Consider the following 7198-nt stretch of genomic DNA (forward strand, 5'->3'; position numbering starts at 1 on the left):
GGCCACGGCCGACAACCACAGGTCGATCCCGGTGCTGGCCGCATGGAACAGGCCGACCGGGATCACGTTGGCCGGCACGCCGTGGGCGCGGCCGAGCTGGGCCCGGCGGCCGAGTTGCTCGACCAGCGCCTGGCCGCCTTCCTGGCTGTGCAGCAGCAGCGTGGCGTCGCGGCCGCCCGCGCCGGCGTAGGTGGACAGCAGCGTGCGCAGCTTCAGGCCCTGGTGGGGCGCGCGCGGATAGGTGTAGCCCAGCGCACCGGTCGGGCACACGGTGCTGCAGGCGCCGCAGCCGACGCAGAGGTTCGGATTGACGACGACGCGCTGGCGCTCCTTGTCACTGGTGACCGCATGCGCCGAGCAGACCTCGATGCAGGCGCTGCAGCCGACCACCTCGTTGCGGCTGTGGGCACAGAGCTTCTGCTTGTAGTCGAAGAACTTCGGCTTCTCGAATTCGCCGACCAGTTCGCGCAGGCGAAGCAGGGCCTGCAGGCCGTTCGCCTGCGCGAGCCCGCCCGGCACATGGAAATAGCCCTGCGGCGGCGCGTGCCAGTCGATGACCGGCACGGCGCCGAGATCGAGCACCAGGTCGAACGCGCCGTCAAGGCGCTCCGGCGCGCGATCGAAGCGGATCGCACCGGCCGCGCTGCAGACGCGTTCGCAGTCGCGGTGCGACCTGCACTTGCCCAGGTCGATCTGGTAGTCCAGGCCGATGGCCTGCTCGGGGCAGGCCGCGACGCAGGCATTGCAGCGGGTGCACAGATCGAGGTCGATCGGATTGTCGCGTGTCCATTGCAGCTGGAAGGCGCCGAGCCAGCCGGCCAGCGATTCGAGGCGGCCGGCCAGCACTGGCCAGCGCCGCTCCTGGGCGCCACCGAGCGTACCGGGTCCTTGGGAGAGGATCGTCACTTCGAGGCTGTCGCCGACCAGCGCCGCCGCCTTTTCGGCCTCGTCGAGCGGGCCGATGACCAGCAGCCGACCCTGGCTCGCATAGCTCACCGTGGCGACCGGGTCCGGCTCGGGCAGACTGGCGGCGGCCAGCAGCGCGGCGATCTTCGGCATCGCGCTGCGGGCGTCGCGGCTCCAGCCGCCGGTCTCGCGGATGTTGACGAAGCGGATCGGCGAGGTGGCCGCTGGCGTCTGTTCGGCAAGTTCGCCGAACAGGCGCTTCTCCTGCGTGCAGGCGACCACCACCTCGTCGCCGGATTGGATGGCGCGCTGGAAAGAGGTCGCCTCGCGGCGGCACAGTGCGGAATGGAGGGTCAGGTTTTCAGCCAGTGCGGTCCCTAGCGTCTTCGGCTCGAGGGGTATCGTCTGGTTGCAGTCGCAGATCAGCGTGGTGGTCATCGGTCGGTTGGCTGGCGGGTTGCGCATCGGCAACCGGCGGGCTGGGGGGATCTCCGGGATCGGACTGTGCCACGTCGGCCAATCCATCGTTCGCCGGAGTCTCTTGAGGCTCTTCCTGGAACAGGTTCAGGAACTTCGCGCTCGCCATCTGGCGCAGCACACTCTCCGGCAGGGGCGAAGGCTTGGCGTAGTCGTCGATGTAGATGTCGAGCCCGTCCATCACATTGAAGTGTGGATCGGCGAACAGTTTGCGCAAGGCGGCGTTCTTGACTTCCGGCGCCACGCCCTCGGCGATGAAGGGCTTGAAGTCCGAATCGATGCCGAGCGCCTGGGCGTCGGCCAGCGTGAGCGGCGGTGGCACCTCCGCGGGCGGCAGCGGCAGTGGCGCCGGCTCGGGGCCCGCAGCGATGTCGCGCGCTTCGTCGTCGGACCGGGCGGCCGCCGGCTCGGCGGGCACCTGGCCCGCACGCGCCTGCTGCTTGCGGCGCGACCAGCGATCGAAGAAGCCGTCAGACATCGCCGGCCCCCCTGCCCCGTTTCTTTTCGGTCGAGACGCTCGCCGCGTTGCCGAAGCGGTCCACCAGCGGACGGAAGCTCTCGGGCCGCTTGCGCTTCTTGGGCTCGGCCACGTAATGCGCCTGGACGAAGGCGCGCAGCCAATCGAGCACCTCGGCAGGCGCCGGCACCTGCTCGACGGTTTCCTGCGCGTCGAGCCAGCGGCCGGCTTCGTAGTAGCTCAGGGTCACGACCACCGGACGGGGAATCGGCTCCGGACCCAGGGTCGCTTCCTCGTCCATGCGCCAGAGCACGAACCAGCAGGGCGCCGGCGTGGTGGCATTGAGGTGGTAGCCCTCGGCCTCGTCGCGGTACAACTCGACCTTGAATCCGGGATGCAGCCAGGTCTGCTCGCCCTGGTCGTCGCGCAGCAGGCGAGGCTCGGTGCCGAAGCCGGGCTCGTCCGGCACCACCGAATCCAGCGTCCAGCGCCAGGGCTGCCAGTGGCTCGAAGGGCCGTGAAGCCGTTCGCGCCGCATCACGACTGCGACGTCGAGCGTCGGCCGGGGCGCGGCAGAAGAGGTTTCAGGGATCGCCATGCGGGCGACGATAGCCGAAGCCGAAGCACCCACGGCGCCGTCACGTGTATGGGTCTTCCCTTCCCCAAGCAGCCTGTTGCCGATTTTCGTGACAAAGGTCCGCACAAAAAGGAAACCTTAGTTCTCATTTTCAAGAAATGGCCGGTTTCTACGCTCCAATGGACCCATTCCACCGGAGATACCCGCATGAGCTACTACGAACACCCTCACGAACTCGAAGCCCTCGAGGTGACCGTGTCCGAGCTCCTGATGGCAACCCCGGACATGAGCGACCCGCTGCTCGACCCGTCGGTCCATCAGGTGCTGAGGCTGTTGCGCGACCAGCATGCGATGGAGGCCGCGTTCGCCTGCGAGTTCGTCGACGGCCGGCAAGTCTCGCATCGCCGGCAGCCCTCGGCGCGCGCGCAATTCATCGACGAGCAGGCCGAGCCGCTCGAACTGGCTTTCTGCAAGCAGGTGCTCCGGGCCAAGGTGCCCGCAGGCTGCTACTTGAGCGCACCGGTGGTGTTCGCCAACGGCGCGATCTACGGCACCCTGTATTCCTACACCTTCAATCCCGATCCGGCCCTGGAAGCGCGCGACCTCAGGAAACTCGAGATGGCAGCGCAGCTGGCCGCGCGGCTGATCACGGAGCGCCGCCAGCGCTCCGCCGTCCCCACGCAGATGCCGCAGCAGAGCCGACCGGCGGCGGCAGCGCAGTACGCCTGATCGGGGCGTCGGCCTCCACGAGATCGCCCGGCAGGGTCAGGAGCCGCAGCGCATCGGCCGGCGGCAGGGCCCGGCTGTAGAGAAAGCGCACCTGGCAGTCGCCAACGGTGATCGCATCGCCATTGCACAGGGCATGCGCCCTGACCTTCTCGTTGTTGACGTAGGTGCCGTTACGGCTGCCCATGTCGGTGAGCATGAAGCGGTCGCCGGTCCATTCGATGGCGGCGTGATGCCGGCTCACGCGTTGGCTGTCGATGCACACGCTGTTGCTGCCGGAGCGCCCGATGGTGGTGAGCGGACCCGCGATGTTGACCTRCCGCACGCTGCTGTGCCGAGCCAGGATGATCAGTCTTGCCATACCCCGTTCCTGTAGTTCATTGGACTGGGTCCAAGCTTAGGATCCGAGGCCGTTTCGAAAGTAGGAAACAGAAGGCTTAATCCATTCCTGTTCGTTTCATGGGCGGCAAGTTTTGGCATCCGGGAGGAAGGGGCGGGCGGCAGGGGCGCACGCCGAGGGACACCGGGCGGCCCCTTCGCGAATGTCCCCCGGCTTCGCCTCCTCCATTATTTCGCTGCGGGGCCACCCGATGCCCTCGGCACGGGAAGCGCTGTGTCGTGATCGTCGATCAACGACCGCGGTGACGGATCACGTCGATGGCGTGCTCTGCGCAGCGAAATAAAGGAGGAGGCCGCAGGCCGGGGACATTCGCGGTGCAGAGTACGCCGTCGTCGTGAGCCCGCCCCAGGCCGCATCGAATCGATTCGATTTCATCCGCCGCGCGCGGCAGAGGGAAAGCGCCGGATCCGAACACCGACGCCGCCGCCCTCCTCAGCCCCTGGGCTTGCTTCGCCCGCTGAAGCGCGATTCTAGGAAATCGAGCAAGGCGCGCAGCGCGGCACTGTTGTGGCGCCGCTGCAGATAGGCCGCCGACAGCCACATGTCGCTGCGCACGTACTCTTGCAGCACCGGCACCAGTTCGCCATGGTCGACGTGCGGCTGCACCAGCATCTCGGGCATGTAGATCACGCCAAAGCCCTGCATCGCGATCTCGATCAGCGGCGCCGCTTCCGTCGCATCCATGCGGCTCTTGACCTCGACATCGAAGGGCTGGCCGTCGACCTCGAATCGCCACACCGGATGGGAACCCAGGCGCGACTGGGTCAGCGCATCGTGGCCGGCCAGCTCGCGCGGATGGGTCGGCTTGCCGTGCTTCTTCCAGTAGCGCGGCGAGGCGCACACCACCAGGTCGCGGCGCGTCAGCTTGCGCACGATCAGGTTCTCGTCCTCGACCGGGCCGAAGTGCAGCGCCAGGTCGATCGCGTCCTCGGCCATGTCGATCGCACGGTTGGTCAACTGCAGGCTGATGCTGACGTCGGGATAGTGGCCCATGAACTGGCCGAGCAGCTTGGGCAGGTCGCCCTGGCCCGCTCCCAGCGGCGCCGAGACGCGCAGCCGTCCCGTGGGATGGTTCGCGTGCTCCTGCACCTCGGCCTGGGTCAGCTCGAACATCTCCATCATCGGCTTGCTGCGTTCGAGCAGCAGCGCGCCGGCATCGGTCAGGCTGACCGCGCGCGTGGAGCGGTTGAGCAGCCGCACACCGAGCCGCGTCTCGAGCTCGGCGATGTACTTGCTGACCGTCGCCTTCGAGACGTCGAGCCGGGTCGCGGCACGCGAAAAGCTGCCATGCGAGGCGACCTCGCGGAAAGTTCTGATCAGGTCGAGGCTGTCCATGGCAGGCGCGCATTGTCGCCTGTCGCACCGCTGCCGTAGCCAGCCGCCGCCACCGGCACGCCGCCGCGCCGGACCTGCACCGCGCAGTACTTGAACTCCGGGATCTTGCCGAAGGGATCGAGCGCCGCGTTGGTCATCAGGTTGGCCGCCGCCTCGTAGTACGCGAAGGGCACGAACACCGCGCCGTTCGGCGTGCCGTCGTCGCGCCGCACGTGGATGGCGACCTCGCCCCGGCGCGAGCGGATCGTGATCACGTCGCCCGCCGCCAGTCCAAGCGCCTCCAGGTCGGCCTGGTTCATCGAGGCCGTGGCCATCGGCTCGATGGCATCGAGCACGCTGGCGCGGCGCGTCATGCTGCCAGTGTGCCAATGCTCGAGCTGGCGGCCGGTGATCAGCACGAAGGGATAGTCGGCATCGGGCCGCTCGGCCGCCGGGATGATGTCGGCCGGGACCAGCTTCACACGGCCGTCGGCGGTCGGGAAGTCGTCGATGAAGACGATCGGCTGGCCCGGGTCGTCGGCATCGAGGCAGGGATAGGTCACGCTCGACTCGCGCTGCAGCCGCTCCCAGCTGATGCCGCTGATCGCGGCGTGCATGGCCTGGCGCATTTCCTCGTAGACCGCGGCGACGCCTGACTCCTCGCCTTCGTAGTGCCAGTTCAGGCCCATGCGCTGTGCGATCTGCTGGATGATCCAGAGATCTGGCTTGGCATCGCCGGGCGGGTTCAGCGCCCGTAGGCCGAGCTGCACCATGCGGTCGGTATTGCTCACCGTGCCGGTCTTCTCGGGCCACGCGCTGGCCGGCAGCACGACATCGGCCAGCCAGGCGGTCTCGGTCATGAAGATGTCCTGCACCACCAGGTGCTCCAGGCTCGCCAGCGCATGCCGTGCATGGTTCAGGTCGGGGTCGCTCATTGCCGGGTTCTCGCCCATGATGTACATGCCTCGGACCTTGTGCGGATCCTCGTCGGGCGCCAACGCCTTGTGCATGATCTCGACCACGGTGTAGCCCGGCGCCGCATCGAGCGGCTGGCCCCAGAAGTTCTCGAACCACGCGTGCGCGCCCGCGTCGTCGACTCGCTGGTAGTTCGGGAACATCATCGGAATCAGGCCGGCGTCGCTGGCGCCCTGCACGTTGTTCTGGCCGCGCAGCGGGTGCAGGCCCGAACCGGGCTTGCCGATCTGTCCCGTGACCGTGACCAGCGCGATCAGGCAGCGCGCGTTGTCGGTGCCGTGCACGTGCTGGCTGACGCCCATCCCCCACAGCACCATCGCGCCCTTGGCGGTGGCGAAGGCGCGCGCCACCTCGCGCAGGGTCTCGGCCGGCACCCCGCAGATCGGCGCCATCGCCTCGGGGCTGTAGCCCTTGACGTTCTCGCGCAGGGCCTCGAAGTTGCTGGCGCGGTCGCGGACGAAGGTCTCGTCCACCAGGCCCTCGTCGATCACCGCGTGGATCAGGGCGTTCAGCATCGCGACATCGGTGTCGGCCTTGAACTGCAGCGTGCGCCAGGCATGCTTGCTGATGTCGGTGCGGCGCGGGTCGGCCAGCACGATCTTCGCGCCGCGCTTGGCGGCGTTCTTCATCCAGGTCGCGGCCACCGGATGGTTGGCGGTCGGGTTCGAGCCGATGAGGAAGATCAGTTCGGCGTGCTCGACGTCGTTCACCTGGTTGCTGACCGCGCCCGAGCCGACGCCTTCCAGCAGCGCCGCGACGCTCGACGCATGGCACAGCCGCGTGCAGTGGTCGACGTTGTTGCTGCCGAAGCCGGTGCGCACCAGCTTCTGGAACAGGTAGGCCTCCTCGTTGCTGCCCTTGGCGGAGCCGAAGCCAGCGAGCGATTTCTTGCCGTGCGAGTCACGCAGGTCGCGCAGGCTGCCGGCGGCCAACGTCAGCGCCTCTTCCCAAGTCGCCTCGCGGAAGGCTTCGCTCCAGTCGCCGGGCCGCGGCGCCTCGTCGTAGCGCTTGGGCACGCCGGGCTTGCGGATCAGCGGCTGCGTCAGGCGCTGCGCGTGATGGGCGTAGTCGAAGCCGAAGCGGCCCTTGACGCACAGCCGGCCGTGGTTGGCCGGGCCGTCGCGGCCGTCGACGCTGACGATCTTCTCGTCCTTGACGTTGTAGGTGAGCAGGCAGCCGACGCCGCAGAAGGGGCACACCGAATCGACCTTGCGGTCGACCTGCTGCGAGCCGATATGGCTCTTGGGCATCAGGGCGCCGGTCGGACAGGCCTGCACGCATTCGCCGCAGGCCACGCACGTGCTGTCGCCCATCGGGTCATCGAGGTCGAAGACGATCTTCGAATGCTCGCCGCGCATCGCATAGC

The 7198-nt window shown here is 68.1% G+C and carries 7 protein-coding genes; 1 reads left to right on the forward strand and 6 read right to left on the reverse strand.

Features of this window, described 5'->3' with window-relative positions:
• From AC1DY5_RS35180 to AC1DY5_RS35190, 3 genes are all read right to left on the reverse strand, one after another.
• Positions 1-1344: 4Fe-4S dicluster domain-containing protein (locus AC1DY5_RS35180; RefSeq protein WP_478119070.1), on the reverse strand; the 1344-nt coding region annotated here is incomplete at its 3' end.
• Positions 1268-1861 carry a DUF3306 domain-containing protein gene (locus AC1DY5_RS35185; RefSeq protein WP_478119071.1) on the reverse strand — a complete coding sequence of 198 codons (594 nt, stop codon included), beginning with the start codon at positions 1859-1861 and terminating at the stop codon, positions 1268-1270. The genes AC1DY5_RS35180 and AC1DY5_RS35185, both read right to left, overlap by 77 nt.
• Complete coding sequence (locus AC1DY5_RS35190; RefSeq protein WP_478119073.1) at positions 1854-2438, reverse strand: DUF3305 domain-containing protein; 585 nt, start codon at positions 2436-2438, stop codon at positions 1854-1856. The genes AC1DY5_RS35185 and AC1DY5_RS35190 overlap by 8 nt, the downstream gene beginning before the upstream one ends.
• Before the next feature lie 186 nt (positions 2439-2624).
• On the opposite strand from AC1DY5_RS35190, the gene AC1DY5_RS35195 reads away from it, so the two are divergent.
• On the forward strand, positions 2625-3146 hold the full coding sequence (locus AC1DY5_RS35195) for a hypothetical protein (RefSeq protein WP_478119075.1): 522 nt from the start codon (positions 2625-2627) through the stop codon (positions 3144-3146).
• On the opposite strand, the gene AC1DY5_RS35200 is transcribed toward AC1DY5_RS35195, so the two are convergent.
• From AC1DY5_RS35200 to fdhF, 3 genes are all read right to left on the reverse strand, one after another.
• Positions 3064-3504 carry an FHA domain-containing protein gene (locus tag AC1DY5_RS35200; protein ID WP_478119077.1) on the reverse strand — a complete coding sequence of 147 codons (441 nt, stop codon included), beginning with the start codon at positions 3502-3504 and terminating at the stop codon, positions 3064-3066. The genes AC1DY5_RS35195 and AC1DY5_RS35200 overlap by 83 nt on opposite strands.
• A 471-nt stretch (positions 3505-3975) precedes the next feature.
• Positions 3976-4878: a LysR family transcriptional regulator gene (locus AC1DY5_RS35205; RefSeq protein ID WP_478119079.1), complete on the reverse strand. Its 903-nt coding sequence runs from the start codon at positions 4876-4878 to the stop codon at positions 3976-3978.
• On the reverse strand, positions 4860-7198 hold a 2339-nt coding region (gene fdhF / locus AC1DY5_RS35210; protein ID WP_478119081.1), incomplete at its 5' end, for a formate dehydrogenase subunit alpha. The genes AC1DY5_RS35205 and fdhF, both read right to left, overlap by 19 nt.

It is taken from the genome of Variovorax sp. P4_D9, assembly GCF_056401695.1.